This window comes from Streptomyces sp. NPDC097640 (assembly GCF_040302705.1).
Taxonomy (GTDB): domain Bacteria; phylum Actinomycetota; class Actinomycetes; order Streptomycetales; family Streptomycetaceae; genus Streptomyces.
Genome location: NZ_JBEOSB010000012.1, coordinates 182,735 through 195,300 on the forward strand (window position 1 = coordinate 182,735; position 12,566 = coordinate 195,300).

At 72.8% G+C, this 12,566-nt stretch carries 14 protein-coding genes and 1 pseudogene; 4 read left to right on the forward strand and 11 right to left on the reverse strand.

Annotated features, from left to right (window positions below; translation table 11 throughout):
* Nucleotides 1-98 precede the first annotated feature (98 nt).
* Nucleotides 99-482 carry an ArsR/SmtB family transcription factor gene (locus ABTY62_RS20815; RefSeq protein ID WP_352130901.1) on the forward strand — a complete coding sequence of 128 codons (384 nt, stop codon included), beginning with the start codon at nucleotides 99-101 and terminating at the stop codon, nucleotides 480-482.
* Here ABTY62_RS20815 and ABTY62_RS20820 read toward each other — a convergent pair.
* From ABTY62_RS20820 to ABTY62_RS20830, 3 genes are all read right to left on the reverse strand, one after another.
* On the reverse strand, nucleotides 387-1,790 hold the full coding sequence (locus ABTY62_RS20820) for a nucleobase:cation symporter-2 family protein (RefSeq protein WP_352130902.1): 1,404 nt from the start codon (nucleotides 1,788-1,790) through the stop codon (nucleotides 387-389). The genes ABTY62_RS20815 and ABTY62_RS20820 overlap by 96 nt on opposite strands.
* A gap of 193 nt (nucleotides 1,791-1,983) precedes the next feature.
* Nucleotides 1,984-3,330, reverse strand: a complete 1,347-nt coding sequence (locus ABTY62_RS20825; protein ID WP_352130903.1) for an FAD-dependent oxidoreductase — start codon at nucleotides 3,328-3,330, stop codon at nucleotides 1,984-1,986.
* Nucleotides 3,331-3,510: 180 nt separating this feature from the next.
* A complete protein-coding gene (locus ABTY62_RS20830) occupies nucleotides 3,511-4,209 on the reverse strand; it encodes a DUF305 domain-containing protein (protein WP_502997493.1) in 699 nt (232 codons plus the stop codon).
* A 229-nt stretch (nucleotides 4,210-4,438) separates the two neighbouring features.
* Between ABTY62_RS20830 and ABTY62_RS20835 the strand changes: the two genes are divergently transcribed.
* Nucleotides 4,439-5,896 carry an LVIVD repeat-containing protein gene (locus ABTY62_RS20835; protein ID WP_311726978.1) on the forward strand — a complete coding sequence of 486 codons (1,458 nt, stop codon included), beginning with the start codon at nucleotides 4,439-4,441 and terminating at the stop codon, nucleotides 5,894-5,896.
* On the opposite strand, the gene ABTY62_RS20840 is transcribed toward ABTY62_RS20835, so the two are convergent.
* The 6 genes from ABTY62_RS20840 to ABTY62_RS20865 all read right to left on the reverse strand — a co-directional run bounded on the left by ABTY62_RS20840 (nucleotide 5,887) and on the right by ABTY62_RS20865 (nucleotide 10,444).
* Complete coding sequence (locus tag ABTY62_RS20840; RefSeq protein WP_352130904.1) at nucleotides 5,887-6,591, reverse strand: TetR/AcrR family transcriptional regulator; 705 nt, start codon at nucleotides 6,589-6,591, stop codon at nucleotides 5,887-5,889. The two genes, ABTY62_RS20835 and ABTY62_RS20840, sit on opposite strands and share 10 nt — an antisense overlap.
* 158 nt (nucleotides 6,592-6,749) lie before the next feature.
* Nucleotides 6,750-7,460: an HAD family hydrolase gene (locus ABTY62_RS20845; protein ID WP_352130905.1), complete on the reverse strand. Its 711-nt coding sequence runs from the start codon at nucleotides 7,458-7,460 to the stop codon at nucleotides 6,750-6,752.
* Nucleotides 7,461-7,542: 82 nt separating this feature from the next.
* A complete protein-coding gene (locus ABTY62_RS20850) occupies nucleotides 7,543-8,205 on the reverse strand; it encodes a phosphatase PAP2 family protein (RefSeq protein ID WP_352130906.1) in 663 nt (220 codons plus the stop codon).
* A 44-nt stretch (nucleotides 8,206-8,249) separates the two neighbouring features.
* On the reverse strand, nucleotides 8,250-8,720 hold the full coding sequence (locus ABTY62_RS20855; RefSeq protein WP_352130907.1) for an NUDIX domain-containing protein: 471 nt from the start codon (nucleotides 8,718-8,720) through the stop codon (nucleotides 8,250-8,252).
* A gap of 82 nt (nucleotides 8,721-8,802) precedes the next feature.
* On the reverse strand, nucleotides 8,803-9,738 hold the full coding sequence (locus tag ABTY62_RS20860) for a M56 family metallopeptidase (protein ID WP_352130908.1): 936 nt from the start codon (nucleotides 9,736-9,738) through the stop codon (nucleotides 8,803-8,805).
* A gap of 94 nt (nucleotides 9,739-9,832) precedes the next feature.
* Nucleotides 9,833-10,444 carry a DUF5134 domain-containing protein gene (locus ABTY62_RS20865; RefSeq protein ID WP_352130909.1) on the reverse strand — a complete coding sequence of 204 codons (612 nt, stop codon included), beginning with the start codon at nucleotides 10,442-10,444 and terminating at the stop codon, nucleotides 9,833-9,835.
* A gap of 84 nt (nucleotides 10,445-10,528) precedes the next feature.
* Between ABTY62_RS20865 and ABTY62_RS20870 the strand changes: the two are divergent.
* A pseudogene (locus tag ABTY62_RS20870) lies at nucleotides 10,529-11,077 on the forward strand (SDR family NAD(P)-dependent oxidoreductase); the annotation flags it as partial.
* Here ABTY62_RS20870 and ABTY62_RS20875 read toward each other — a convergent pair.
* A complete protein-coding gene (locus tag ABTY62_RS20875) occupies nucleotides 11,052-11,459 on the reverse strand; it encodes a hypothetical protein (protein ID WP_352130910.1) in 408 nt (135 codons plus the stop codon). The pseudogene ABTY62_RS20870 and the gene ABTY62_RS20875 sit on opposite strands and share 26 nt — an antisense overlap.
* Before the next feature lie 75 nt (nucleotides 11,460-11,534).
* Here ABTY62_RS20875 and ABTY62_RS20880 point away from each other — a divergent pair, with 75 nt between their 5' ends.
* Complete coding sequence (locus ABTY62_RS20880) at nucleotides 11,535-12,005, forward strand: hypothetical protein (RefSeq protein WP_352130911.1); 471 nt, start codon at nucleotides 11,535-11,537, stop codon at nucleotides 12,003-12,005.
* Here the strand turns inward: ABTY62_RS20880 and ABTY62_RS20885 are convergent.
* Nucleotides 11,997-12,554, reverse strand: coding sequence for a GNAT family N-acetyltransferase (locus ABTY62_RS20885; protein ID WP_352130912.1), 558 nt, complete (start codon nucleotides 12,552-12,554; stop codon nucleotides 11,997-11,999). The genes ABTY62_RS20880 and ABTY62_RS20885 overlap by 9 nt on opposite strands.
* Nucleotides 12,555-12,566: the final 12 nt, after the last annotated feature.

Below are 12,566 nucleotides of genomic sequence, written 5' to 3' on the forward strand. Positions count from 1 at the left end.
TGTACGATAACCCTCGTAGTACGCCAGGCGTCAAATTACGAAGAGTCTCGTACCATGCTCGTAGAATGGGTCTGCCAGCCAGGCACCGAGGAGTAGCCGTGCAGACGCAGACCCCCGCCCAGGAACAGCCGACCGGCCGTTCGCTCGAGCACCCCGCGCGCGACGACATCCGCCTCGAGGACGTGCTGCACGCGCTGTCCGATCCGATGCGGCTGCGGGTGGTGCGGGCCCTGGCGGCCGAGGCCCACGAGCTGACCTGCTCGGATGTCGACCTGCCGGTGACCAAGTCCACCACCACCCACCACTTCCGGGTGCTCCGGGAGTGCGGCGTGATCAGCCAGATCTACCGCGGCACCGCCAAGATGAACGCCCTGCGCCGCGAGGACCTAGAGGCGCTGTTCCCCGGACTGCTCGACACCGTCCTGCTCGCCGCCGCCCGCCAGGACCTGCGCCCCGCCGACGCCGCCGACGACCGGGGCTGAGGCCCGCCCGGCCCCGGCCGGCAGATGGTTGAAGAGCAGGTTGAGCGCGATGGCGGTGAGGCAGCCCGCGCTGATCCCGCTGTTCATCACCGTCTGGAACCAGTGCGGAAACTCCTGGTACACGCCCGGCACACCGACCGGCAGCAGCCCGACCGCGACCGACACCGCGACCACCGTGAGGTTGTGGTTGTCCCGGAAGTCCACCCCCGCCAGGGTCCGCAGCCCGCTCGCCGCGACCGTCCCGAACATCACCAGACCGGCCCCGCCCAGCACCGGCGCCGGGACCGCCGCGACCAGCGCGCCCAGCTTGGGCGCCAGGCCCAGCAGCACCAGAATGCCGCCCGCCGTGGCCACCACCCACCGGCTGCGCACCCGCGTCATCCCCACCAGGCCGACGTTCTGGGCGAAGGCGGTGTACGGGAAGGTGTTGAAGACCCCGCCGAGCAGGGTGGCCGCGCCGTCCGCGCGCAGCCCGTCCGCGAGCCGCCGCGCGTCGACCTCGCGGCCGGTCATCTCGCCCACCGCGATGAAGTCCCCGGTGGTCTCGGTCATCGTCACCACCGCGACGACCAGCATCGAGGCGATGGCCGCCGCCTCGAAGGTCGGGGCGCCGAAGTGGAAGGGCGTGGAGACACCGAGCCAGTCGGTGTCGCCGATGCCCGAGAAGTCGGTGAAGCCGAGCGGCACGGCCGCCGCCGTCCCGGCCACGATGCCCACCAGCACCGCGATCCGGCCCAGGAAGCCGGGCGCGAAGCGCTGCACGGCCAGGACGGTGACCAGCACCCCGGCGGCCAGCCCCAGGTTCTTCGGCGCCCCGAAGTCCGCGGAACCCTGGCCGCCCGCGGCCCAGTTGCCCGCCACCGGCAGCAGCGACAGCCCGATGACGAGGATCACCGTGCCGGTCACCAGCGGCGGGAAGAAGCGCAGCAGCCGTCCGAAGACCGGCGCGAGCAGGATCATCGCCACGCCCGCGACGATCACCGAGCCGTAGATCGCCGGCAGCCCGCCGCCCTCCGTGCCGATCAGCACCATCGGGGTGACCGCGGCGAAGGTACAGCCCTGCATGATCGGCAGCCGTACGCCGAACCGCCACAGCCCCACACACTGGAGCACGGTGGCTATCCCGCACAGCAGCAGGTCGGCGTTGATGAGATACGCCAGGTCAGCGGGCGGCAGCTTCATGGCACCGCCGACGATCAGCGGCACGGCGACCGCGCCCGCGTACATCGCGAGCACATGCTGAAGACCGAAGGCGGCGAGCTGTCCGGGCGGCGGGACCTCGTCCACGGGGTGGCGTGCGGACTTCATACGGGCTCCTTGGGCGGCTACGGGAACGCTGCGGCTGATGAGGCAGCTGGGGAGTGGGTAGCACGACAACAGGACGCGACGGTAGAAGCCTTGAACAGTTTGTTGATTTCCCGGGCGTTGCCGCTGTGTGACCAGGCCGCCGGGGCTCGGCGCCGAGCGCTCCCGGCAACTCGGCCGCGAGCGCTCCCGGAGTTCAGCCCCGAGCGTCGCGGGCCGCCGTCAGCAGCCCGGGCCAGTCCGGGATCTTCACCCGCTGCCGCCCCAGCGCCTGCCCGAGCGCCGACTCCGCCGCCTCGATCCGCAGCCAGCCGGGCCACTCCACCGGCTCCAGGCCCATCGCCCGCAGCGCCTCCCGCGGGTCCTCGGTCACCGGGCGCGAGGCCAGGGCGTCCGCGTCGGACAGGAGGGAGGCGACGGTCTCCTTGGCACACGAGCGGTTCGTGCCGATCACCCCGGTCGGACCGCGCTTGATCCACCCCGCGACATACTCGCCGGGCGACGGCGCGCCGCCGCGCACCACCCGCCCCTCGGTATGCGGGACCGTCCCGCTGTCCGTGGCGAACGGCAGCCCCGGCAGCGGCACGCCCCGGTAGCCCACCGACCGCAGCACCAGCTGCGCCGGTACGTCCTCGAACTCGCCGGTCCCCGCGACCCCGCCCATCCCGTCCGGCGCGGTCCGCTCGAACCGCACCGCCCGTACGGAGGCCTCGCCGAGCAGCGCCGCCGGGCGCAGGAAGAACCGCAGATGGATCCGGCGTGGCCGGCCTTCGGGGGCGCGGCGCGCCCAGTCGCGCAGCACTTCCACATTGCGCCGACCTGCCCCCGGCAGCTCCGAGGGGTCCGCGAACGCGGGGTCCATCGCCAGCTCCTCGGGCCGCACCAGCACATCGGCACCGGCCAGCGCGCCGAGCTCGCGCAGCTCCTTGGTGGTGAACTTGGCCTGCGACGGACCGCGCCTGCCGACCATGTGGACATCGGCCACCCGGCTGTCGGCGAGCACGCCGAGCGCGGCGTGCGGCACATCGGTGGCGCGCAGCTCCTCCGCCCCGCGGGCGAGCACCCGCGCCACGTCGACCGCGACATTGCCGACCCCGATGACCACGGCGGAGCGCGCCCCCAGCGCGAAGGCGTCGATCGCCGAGTCGGGGTGGGCGCTGTACCAGGAGACGAACTCGGTGGCCGAGAAGCTGCCCGGCAGCTCCTCCCCGGGGACGCCGAGCCGGCGGTCGGACGCCGCCCCGACGCAGTACACGACCGCGTGGTAGAGCCCCAGCAGCCGCTCGGGCACCAGCGGCGCGGGCCCCACCGGCACATTGCCCAGGAAGCTGACCCGGGGGTGCTCCAGGACCGTGCGCAGGGTGTTCTGGAGCGACTTGATCTTCTCGTGGTCCGGGGCGACCCCGTAGCGCACCAGGCCGTACGGGCACGGCAGCCGGTCCAGTACGTCCACGGCCACATCGGGCACGGTCTGCTGCTGGACGAGCGCCTGGGCGGCGTAGACCCCGCTCGGCCCGGAACCGACGACTGCTACGCGAAGCACGGAGGAGCTCCTTCCGCAGGATGTCTCCAGCATCGCACCCGGGACGGGCTCCGGTCCGGAATTACGCGCCCGATGCCAGGCTCCCGGGTGACGTCCGGGCCGAAAGCTGACGCCGGGGCGCCGGTCATCGGCCCGGGCGCCGGCTTTCGGCTCTCCGGGCCTGCGCTATCCGAGCGTGCGCTATCCGAGCTGCTCCATCCGCCGGATCTCGGCGCTCTGCTGAGAGATGACGTCGTCCGCCATCTCCTCCACCCGCAGGTTGTTGCCCTTGGCCAGGACGTCCGTGGCCATGGAGACCGCACCGGAGTGATGGGTGATCATGAGCTTGAGGAAGAGCTTGTCGAAGTCGGCGCCGCGGGCCGCGCGCAGCTGGTCCAGCTGCTTCTCGGTGGCCATCCCGGGCATGGCGTCGTGGCCGTGCCCGCCCGCGTGCTCCGGCGCGCCGCCGCCCTGGTCCTTCGTCCAGCCGTTCGTCTTCTGCCAGCCCTGCATCGCCTCGATCTCCGGCTGCTGCCCGGCGGCGATGCGCTCGGCGAGCCGCTTCACCTTCGACGACTTCGCCCGGTCGGGGGCCAGATCGGTCATCACCAGGGCCTGCCGGTGATGCTCGATCATCATGCTCACGTACGCGAAATCGGCCGAGTTGGGGGAGTCGTCCTCCTTCTTGGCCTTCGCCGCCTCCTCGGCCGTCAGCTTCTCGGCCGCCTCGCCGGGCTTGCCCGGCGCGATGACCGAGGGACCGGCCTCCTTGCCCTTGTCGTCGGTCTTGGCGCCGCCTTCGGACTCGCAGCCGGTGAGGGCCAGCGCCAGGGCCGCGGTCACCGCCGCGACCGCGAGCCGGACGGCGCGGGTGGTCGTGGTCGTACGCCGGATCAACACCGTGACCTCCAGGGATGCTTGCAAGCTGTGCTGGTGACCGTATTAGCACGTAAGTGGCTGATCCCGGCCGAGAATCTTCGTTACATATTCATTGCCGACTGTTGGTCTGTACATGAAACAAGCCATACTGCCCACGACTCAGGTCCACGCATCGTTCAACCCGAACGTGAACCAAGGGAGGACGCAGTTGAAGCCGTGGCACAGATTCCAGGTGCGCCACAGATCCCCGATGCGGCCCCGGCACTTCGGTACAGCCGTCGTCGCCTTCGGCCTCCTCGCCTCGCTGTTCGCCGCGAGCCCGGCGGCCGCGACGCCCGACCCCGGCGCCGACCCCAAGGGCAAGCGGGTAACGGAGGATCAGGCCGCTGACGTCAAGGCGGCCATCAAGAGCGGCGAGATACCCGGCGTGGACGAGGTCGTCCACAGCGACAACGTCAGCCATCTGACGAACATCCCCAAGCAGGCCCTCAAGGGCACCAACTCCGACCTGGCCTTCCAGGGCAAGTACGCCTTCGCGGGCAACTACGACGGCTTCGTCATCTACGACATCAGCAACCCGAAGCAGCCGAAGACCGTCAGCCAGGTGCTCTGCCCCGGCTCCCAGAACGACATCAGCGTCTCCGGGAACCTGCTCTTCCTGTCCACGGACTCCTCGCGCAGCGACAACTCCTGCAACAGCACCACGCAGCCCGCCACGGAGAAGTCGTCCTGGGAGGGCATGAAGGTCTTCGACATCACCGACAAGACCGCGCCGAAGTACGTCGCGGCCGTCGAGACCGCCTGCGGCTCCCACACCCACACCCTGGTGCCCGAGCGGCAGAACGTCTACATCTACGTCTCCTCGTACTCCCCGGACGCCACCTTCCCGGACTGCCAGCCGCCACACGACGGGATCTCCGTCATCAAGGTGCCGCGCAGCGCCCCCGAGAAGTCGGCGGTCATCGACTTCCCGGTGCTCTTCCCGGACGGCGGCAACCCGGGCGCCCCCACCAACCCGGGCGTGTCCAAGACGACCGGCTGCCACGACATCACCACCTTCCCCAAGCTGAAGCTGGCGGCGGGCGCGTGCATGGGTGACGGCATCCTTCTGGACATCGCCAACCCGGCCAAGCCGCGCGTCATCGACCGGGTCGAGGACAACGTCAACTTCGCCTTCTGGCACTCGGCGACCTTCAACGAGCGCGGCGACAAGGTTGTGTTCACCGACGAGCTCGGCGGCGGCGGGGCCGCGACCTGCAACGCCGAGGTCGGCCCGAACCGCGGCGCCGACGGCATCTACGACATCGTCGGCAAGGGCGACCGCCGCAAGCTGGTCTTCCGGAGCTACTACAAGATCCCGCGCCACCAGGCGAACACCGAGAACTGCGTCGCCCACAACGGCTCGCTGATCCCGGTCAAGGGCCGCGACATCATGGTTCAGGCCTGGTACCAGGGCGGCGTGTCCATCTGGGAGTTCACCGACTCCGACCACCCCAAGGAGATCGGCTACTTCGAGCGCGGCCCCATCTCCACCGAGACGCTGGTCGGCGGCGGCTCCTGGTCCGCGTACTACTACAACGGCTACATCTACTCGAACGACATCGCCAAGGGCTTCGACGTCCTGAAGATCGACGACCGGCGCACCGACAGCGCCCGGTCGGTGCGGGTGCCCGAGCTGAACGTGCAGACGCAGCCCGACTACCGCTGACCGCCCGCCCCGGACGACCCCAGGTCGTCCGGGGCGTCCCGGCTGTCTTGCTTGTCTTGCTCGTCCTGGTTTTCCGTCCCGCCGGGCCGCTCCGCGCCCGGCGGGCGGCTCAACTCCCACTCCAGCCCGTAGCGGTTGAACAGCTCCGCCCGCAGCCGCTCGACCGGCATCGGAGCCCCCGGCAGCAGCAGCGCGACCACCGCGCCCATCAGCTGCGCCCGTAACAGCGGGTAGTCCGCGTCCGGATCCGGCGACCCGTACCGCACCATCGTGTCGCGCAGCAGCATGGCCAGCCGCTGCTGCTCGGGGCACTGGATGAACCCCTCGGCCGTCAGAATGCCCGCCATATGCGTCCGCATCAGCAGCGGACGCTCCACGGCCAGCCCCAGGATCGCGTCGATCGCCCGCGCCAGCCACTCCCGGCCCGCGCCCTCGCCGTCCGGCCGCGGCTCCCGCTCCAGCCCCTTGGCCAGCTCCAGGTGCATCAGCCGGTGCACGGCCGTCTGGAGCAACTGGCGCTTGCCCGGGAAGTAGTACGAAACCAGACCGCGCGCGGCCCCGGCCCGGTCGGCGATGTCGGCGAGAGTCGTCGCCTCGTAGCCGCGCTCGCCGACCAGATCGACCGTCGCCTGAAGCAGACGCTCCTGGGACCGGCGGCGCAACTCCTCATTGACCGAAGGGCTGCGGGGGGACATGCTGTAACTCCTGCGTTGACTGGCTCATGGCCAATATACTCAGTGCGGTCTCGGGTTGTCCGCCACCCTGTGCCCTGGGCGGGCCCCGATGCTCCGCCGGTTCGGGCGACGCGGGGGATCGTCCGAATCGGCGGTTTCACCGAGTCTGTGACCGGGCGTCAGGGCGCCTGGGCCGCGCCCGCGAGGTCGAGCACCGGCCGCAACCCGTCGGGGCGGCGCTCCACCGGCAGATGGTCCACCAGATGCACCCGGCACCCCAGCCGCGCAGCCCCCGCGTCCGCCCGCCGGTCGTCCCCCACCATCACGGCGTCTTCCGGGGCCAGCCCGAGCGCGTCGCACGCCACCCGGAACAGCCGGGGGTCGGGCTTCTGGACGCCGTGCTCGAACGACAGCACATAGGCGTCCACGAACTCGTCAAGACCATGCGCCCGGAACACCGGCCGCAGATCCCAGCCGATGTTGCTGACCACCGCGATCCGCACCCCGCGCCGCCGCAGTTCGCCCAGCACCTCGGCCGCGTCGGGGTACGGCCGCCAGGCGGCCGGCTGCATGTGACGGTCGTACAGCGCGTCGTACAGCCCGGCGTCGGGCAGCGGCACCTCCCGGGCCAGCCCCGTATAGGCGGCGCGGTGCTCCTCCGCGCTGCGGTCCCGCGTGCCCCACACCTCGCTCAGGTGCGGCGGCACCGCCAGCGGCGGCGCACCGCCCGGCAGCGCCCCCACGTCCTCCAGCCGCCGGGCGTACCGCAGCAGGTCCTCCTCCGGGAGGACCGTGCCCGAGGCGTCGAGCACGGCCCGCAGCCAGGCGTCGGTCGGCTCGATGCGGAAGAGGGTCCCGGAGAAGTCGAACAGCGCGCCCTTGATCGTCATGCCCCCATCGTTCCAGGCCCGCGGCCCAGGCGGTGCCCGCCCGGCCGATGCGGGTGGGCTCGCGCTCGCCGCCGGCGGCGGGTCACTCCTCGGCGCGCTCGTCCTCCCGGTCCGGCGGGTACGGGTACGTGGCCGCCGCCGCGTACACGAGGGCGGCGCCCAGCAGCCAGCCGCCCAGCACATCCGTGGGCCAGTGCACCCCCAGATACACCCGGGTGAACCCCACCCCGGCCACCGACACCACAGCCAGTACGGTCGCGGCCCGCAGCCACACCGCGCGCGCCCCGCACAGCGTCATCACCCACAGCAGCAGGCCGAACGCGACGGTCGCGGTGAGGGCGTGGCCGGACGGGAAGGCGGCGTAGTGCGCCGAGTCCACCGGGTTCGTCCAGTGCGGGCGCTCCCGGCCGACCGCCGCCTTGATGCCCTGCTGGAGCGCCGTCCCCGCGGCGGCGGTGGCCGCGATCCACATCGCGAGCAGCCACATCCGCCGCCACAGCAGCCACCCGGCCAGCAGCGTCAGCCCCGCACGCATCGTCCAGGGATCCCACACCCAGTCGGTCAGCACCTTGTTGGCCTCGGTCCAGCCGTGGTGCGTCACCGCGGTCCGGTGCAGGGCTTCGGCGATGTCCCCGTCCGCGTCCACCAGCGGCCCCCAGCCGGCCGCGACCGGCACCAGCAGGATCACGAAGAGCGCGGCGAGGACGGCGGCCGTGCGTACGGCATGGAGCTTCGACACATGCATGAGTCGATGATCGCGCACCGGCGGGCGCGGGGGGCGGCCAGGGCCTAGCCTCGCAGGGCGCGGAAGAGGTCGAGGGTCGCCGCCAGCTGCGAGTGGCGCGGGGCGGGCAGGTCGTCCGGGGCGAACCAGCCGAGCGCGTCGAACTTGTGCGGCTCGCCGATGGCGACCCGCGCCGGGTCCACCTCCACGGCGCACACCACGGCCACCCAGTGGGAGACGGGATCGCCGCGCAGAATGTTGCGGACCCCGAGGGTCTCGACCGTGAGGGCCTCCGCGGTGTACTCCTCACGGACCTCACGCGCGACGGCCGCCTCGAACGACTCGCCGTGTTCGAGCGCCCCGGCCCCCGTGTCCCAGGTCCCCGGCTCGTCGCGCGCCGCCGCGCCGCGCCGGGCGAGCAGGATGCGCCCCGCGCCGTCGTGGCACACGAAGACACACGAGACGGTGGGGGTCGTCAGCGCCCGGTCGCCGGGCCGCTCGGTCGGTGCGGGGGTCGTGCACGTCGTGCGGGTCATGTGGCTCAGGCCTTCCCGGGTAGGTGACAGCGCGCGACTGTAGCCGCGGGCGCCCCGCCCCGGCGAAAGGTTTACGCCCGGCTCAGCCCAGCACCCGCAGCGCCGGGACCAGCGTGACCACCAGCGGCACGACGGGGACCAGCGCCGCCGCGGCCGTCAGCCGCAGGCGGCGGGCGGGGGAGAGCCGCGCGGCGGGGGCGAGCAGCCGGTCCACGCGCTGCGGGACCTCCGCGAGCTGGGCCGGGACGGGCCCGAACACCCCCCGGTGCTCGTTCAGTTCGACCAGCGCGAGCGCGGTCGTCAGCCGCCCGAAGCGCCGCGAGGCGGAGTCGTCGGCGGCCAGCTCCACGAGCCGGTGCACCTGGTCGCGGAAGGCCGCGAACACCGGCACCTGAGGAAAGCCGGTGGCCAGCGCGGACGAGCAGTGCAGCAGCCAGTGGTGGCGGGCCCGGGCGTGCCCCTGCTCATGGGCCAGAACGGCATCCAGCCGACGCCCCTTGAGGCGGCGCAGCGCCGCCGTGGTGATGACCAGCCGGGGCGGAGTGCCCGGCAGCCACCACGCCTCGGGCCGGTCGCCCTCCAGCACCACCAGACGGTCCTCGGCGGGCTCCTCGCCGGGCAACGCCGGGCAGCGGTCGAGCAGTTCGGCCCGCCGCTGCTTGCGCCGTGCCCGCGCGCGTCCGATCTCCCGCGTCAGCATCACCGCCGTCCACACCGCGCCGCAGGCCAGGACGACGGCGACGGGGGCGGCCCAGGGCCCGTACGCGGACAGCGCGTACGCCTCCACCACGCCCTGGGGCGCGGGGGCGAAGACATTCCCGCGCACGGCCTGGGACGCGGCCGCCGCGGTCAGCGCCATGGTCAGCCCGCAGCACAGCAATACGGCGACCACCACGCACTGCCACACCCACAGGGCGAGCACAGGTTCGCGGTCGGCCCAGTCGGACCGGGCCAGCAGGCGGGGCGCCATTGCCGCCGCCAGAGCGCCGAGGCCCATCAGCGCGAGCGGGACCATCATGGCGTCACCTTAGTGAGCACGACAGCGAGGCGGGTACGGTTCGGTGGCCGGAAGTGACGTACGCCACGGCCGCGGGGAGGGCCGGGCGGGGCGCTCAGAGGGTCAGCAGCATCGCGGACATCCCGATCGCCATGGACAGCCTGCACGCGTCGGCCAGTTCGGGCCGCCGCGACCAGGCGGGCCGCCCGGGTTCGCCGCCCGCCCCGGCGCCCGCGGTGACCGTGGCCGCCGGGACGAGCCGGCGCGTCGCCGACCACACCACATACACCGCGAAATACGCGAGCAGCACGCCCGTGAGCGGCGGCACCCCGCCAGGCGCCCGCCCCTCCGCCCCGTGCCCGGCGTGGCCGTGGGCCCCCGCCGGGCTGCCCACCGCCATCGCGAGCGCCATATAGACCATCGCCAACGCCCCCACCGCGTGGTGCAGATGATGGCCCAGGTCCTCGCCGCCGCGCCGCGCGGGCAGCAGCGCCCGTACGGCCGCCACGGCGAACACCGCCGCCAGGACGGGCGGGCCCCAGGGCCGGGGGTCCAGCGCCGCGGCGGGCACCGCCATCACCGCCATGCCCCACCCCATCAGCGCCTCGGCCCCCGCGGCCCGCCGCGGCAGCCCGGGCGGCTCGCCGCGCATGCGCAGCAGGCAGTACGACCCCGTGGCCGCGCACAGCGCGACCAGCAGCCAACCGGCGAGCGACGGTCCGTGCACGGCACCTCCCGGGACGGACGGATCCCCCCGAGGCTGCCCGGCACCGGCCCGGCACACGGGAGCGCACGGGGGCAACGGGGGAGCGCGGCCGTCAACCGCCTCCGCCCGGCCCTGGCCCCCGGCGGGGCGCGGGTGGTGTCGGTGGCCTCCTCGGGCCACTTCCTCTCCGACATCCGCTGGGAGGACCCCCAATTCCGCACCGGCTACGACCGGTTTCTGGCCTACGCCCAGTCCAAGACCGCGAACGCCCTCTTCGCCCAGGCCCTCGACACCCTGGGCGCGGACCACGGGGTGCGCGCCTTCGCCCTGCACCCGGGCAGCATCCTCACCCCGCTCCAGCGGCACATCCCTCACGACGAACAGTTGACCCAGGGCTGGATCACCGCCGACGGCAGGCCCGCGGACGGCTTCAAGACCCCGGCCCAGGGCGCGGCGACGGCCGTCTGGGCCGCCACCTCGCCCCTCCTGGACGGCCACGGCGGGGCCTACTGCCAGGACTGCGACATCGCCGAGCCCGCCACCACCGACGACATGCTGACCGGCGGAGTCAAGCCCTGGGCCACGGATCCCGCCGCGGCGGCCCGGCTCTGGGCGCTGTCCGGCGACCTCACGGGTCTGGACTCGTTCTCGTAGCCCCCGAGGCGCGGTGTGCCGACGATTCCCGCAGGTCGCCCAGCCACCGTCGGCACAGCTCGACGGTGACGGGCTCACACAGCTCGGGCGTCGAGATCTCGAACAGGAACTGCGTCAGCAGGTCCTCGTGGCCCGCTTCGAAGTCCACCCACTCCTCGAAGTGCACCGCCTGGGCCCAGTCCACGAGCTCGTCCGGACTCGCCGACCCATCGACGACCCTCGCGGCGGCGGCAGCGGCGTGGGCACGGGTGAAGGTGACGGTCGTGGTGTCGCCTTCGCACCGCACGGCCCGGACGAGCCGGGCGGTCTCGCCGCGCCAGTGCACGAGGTCTTCCAGGGCGCCGCCCCCGGCCGATCCGCCACTCGCCTCCCGCAGCACCATGCCCCCTCCAGGGATTCGTACCGCCTCGGCGGAAAGCCGGTGGCGGCGCGGTGACCCGTGCCTGATGATCGGGCCATGGACGCCGTCGTTCAATGGGTGCGCACCGAGTGGACCAAAACCTCTCGGGGCGGCTCCGAAGCCGCCCGGAGGAACGCGGCTCCCCTCGCGTTTCCGCTGCCGCCCGGCCTGGCGTCGGCCGTACACGAGGTCGTCATGCGGGAAGCCGACTCCTTCGAGCCGCACGCCTCCGTACGGGAACTCTCCGACCCCGGAGTGGTGCTTCAGGAGGCCGGGGGCCTGCTGCGGGTCCGTCCCCCTGAGGCGTCGCTGTTCAGCATGCCCCGCCGCCATCGCCGCCCGCCCGCGGTGCGGCTCGCGCCCGGGGAGTGGCTGCGGTGGCGGATCAACTACCGCTTCGTCGGCTTCTGCGGCGGGGAGTGGTCCTACCGGCTCGACACCCTCAACGTCGCCTACGGTCCCGCCGCCCCGGATGTCTTCCTGGGCTCGCCGACCCGGCGCGTCGACGAACGCGCGTATCTACGGTGACGGTGACGGTTTCCGTGTCCGTACGTGCAGATGGCCGTCGCCGGGGAACGCGGGCGGTGCCGGCGGCAGCAGCGCGGTCAGTTCGTACCCGCACTTCCGCGCGACGCCGCAGGACGCCGCGTTGTCCACTTGGTGCAGCAACTCGAGTCGCGCCAGTCCGTCACCGGCGAACGTGGTGAAGGCCCAGTCGGTCAAGGCCCGCAGCGCACTGGAAGCCACTCCCCGGCCGCGCGCGTGCGCCGCGGTCCAGTAACCGACCTCGGCCGAGGGTGCGCCGGGGGTGACGTTCTTGAGCACTACATCGCCCACCAAGCGCCCCTCGGACGACGTGGCTCGGGTCTCCACAATGGCGAACGCGAAGCGGTGCCCGGCCGCCCGGCCCCGCTGCTGCTCCTGGATCCAGCGCACCGCGCCCGCCTCGTCGTCCACGGGCGTGTTCGTCCAGCGTCGCAGGACGGGGTCCTGGCACAGCCCGACCAGATCGACAGCGTCCGCGGGGTCCCAGGGGCGCAGCACGAGAGCGGGCGCCTGGGTGGTGATCCTGTCCATCGGCCGAGGATA

Coding starts and splice junctions, on each gene's coding strand:
- ABTY62_RS20855 (WP_352130907.1), bottom strand. CDS start 8,720: ATGACCCGCACGACGTGCACGACCCCCGCACCGACCGAGCGGCCCGGC.
- ABTY62_RS20820 (WP_352130902.1), bottom strand. CDS start 1,790: ATGAAGTCCGCACGCCACCCCGTGGACGAGGTCCCGCCGCCCGGACAG.
- ABTY62_RS20860 (WP_352130908.1), bottom strand. CDS start 9,738: ATGATGGTCCCGCTCGCGCTGATGGGCCTCGGCGCTCTGGCGGCGGCA.
- ABTY62_RS20850 (WP_352130906.1), bottom strand. CDS start 8,205: ATGCATGTGTCGAAGCTCCATGCCGTACGCACGGCCGCCGTCCTCGCC.
- ABTY62_RS20885 (WP_352130912.1), bottom strand. CDS start 12,554: ATGGACAGGATCACCACCCAGGCGCCCGCTCTCGTGCTGCGCCCCTGG.
- ABTY62_RS20880 (WP_352130911.1), top strand. CDS start 11,535: ATGGACGCCGTCGTTCAATGGGTGCGCACCGAGTGGACCAAAACCTCT.
- ABTY62_RS20840 (WP_352130904.1), bottom strand. CDS start 6,591: ATGTCCCCCCGCAGCCCTTCGGTCAATGAGGAGTTGCGCCGCCGGTCC.
- ABTY62_RS20875 (WP_352130910.1), bottom strand. CDS start 11,459: ATGGTGCTGCGGGAGGCGAGTGGCGGATCGGCCGGGGGCGGCGCCCTG.
- ABTY62_RS20835 (WP_311726978.1), top strand. CDS start 4,439: ATGCGGCCCCGGCACTTCGGTACAGCCGTCGTCGCCTTCGGCCTCCTC.
- ABTY62_RS20845 (WP_352130905.1), bottom strand. CDS start 7,460: ATGACGATCAAGGGCGCGCTGTTCGACTTCTCCGGGACCCTCTTCCGC.